This is a genomic window from Angustibacter aerolatus, from assembly GCF_054776675.1.
In genome coordinates, this window is the sequence record NZ_BAAHBM010000194.1 from 1 (window position 1) to 966 (window position 966).

2 protein-coding genes are annotated in these 966 nt (G+C 79.1%); both read right to left on the reverse strand.

Translation table 11 applies throughout. The features are described from left to right. Positions 1-287: hypothetical protein (locus tag ACYVI6_RS18740; protein WP_460447794.1), on the reverse strand; the 287-nt coding region annotated here is incomplete at its 3' end. 279 nt (positions 288-566) lie between these two features. After that, a partial coding sequence (locus ACYVI6_RS18745; RefSeq protein WP_460447795.1) for an alpha/beta hydrolase family protein occupies positions 567-966 on the reverse strand: 400 nt, incomplete at its 5' end.

A 966-nucleotide genomic window follows, 5' to 3' on the forward strand; every position in this document is an offset into this window, starting at 1 on the left:
GCCGCAGCGGCAGCCGCCCGGCGGGTGCGCTCGGCCGCGTCGGCCGCGTGCTGCAGGTCGCGCAGCGCCGTCCGCCGTCGGGCCAGGATCGCCGCGGCCTCCTTCGCCAGCCGCCGCTCCGAGGCGGCCGACCGGCGCTGCTGCTGCTCCTGGTGCACGAGGTGGCCCTCGCTCGACCCGTGGGTCGCCGCGGAGGCGGCGTCGGCGCCCGTCAGCACGCCGGTCGCGGCGATCGCCGTCGTGACGGCCAGGCCGGTGAGCAGCCGCGTGCGGCCGGAGGTGGTCATACCCGGGTGACGTGGAACGCGCCTGTCCGGTTCAGCGCGACCTGCCCGCGGGGGCGAGCGCGCCACGTGAAGTGGGCTGGCGCACCGTTCGAGGGGTGTGCACGCCGCTCGGACGGTGCCGCAGCCACACGGAGCGCGGGCCTCGGGGCTCGGGAGCGTGGCGCATTGCGGGTTCGTGCGCGCCACGTGAAGTGGGTTCGCGCACCGTTCCCTGGGTGTGCACGCCCCTCGGACGGTGCCGCGGCCTCGGGGGGAGTCGGTTCTCAGCAGGACCGGGGGTCAGGGGAGGGCGTCGAGCCACCGGCGGACGGCGCGCCACACGCCGGACGTCGGGTCGAGCTGCGCGAAGTGGTCCTCGCCGGGCTCGACGACGAGCGTGCTGCGGTCGCCCGCGGCACGGGCCGCCGCGTCGAGCGCGCGCGACTGCTGCACCGGCACGAGGGTGTCGTCGCCGCCGTGCACCGCGAGCACCGGCACGCCGAGGGGCAGCAGGGCGGTCGGGTCGGCGACGGCGTACCGCTCGGGCCCGGCGCCCGGCCCACCGCCGAGCAGGGCGTCCACGGCGCCGCCGCCGAGTCCCGCCCGCGAGCCGCCGGCGAGGTCGTTCACCCCCGCCTGGCTCACGACCGCGGTCACCCGCAGCCGGGGGGCCGCGCCGACCGCGCCGGCCGACAGCCGG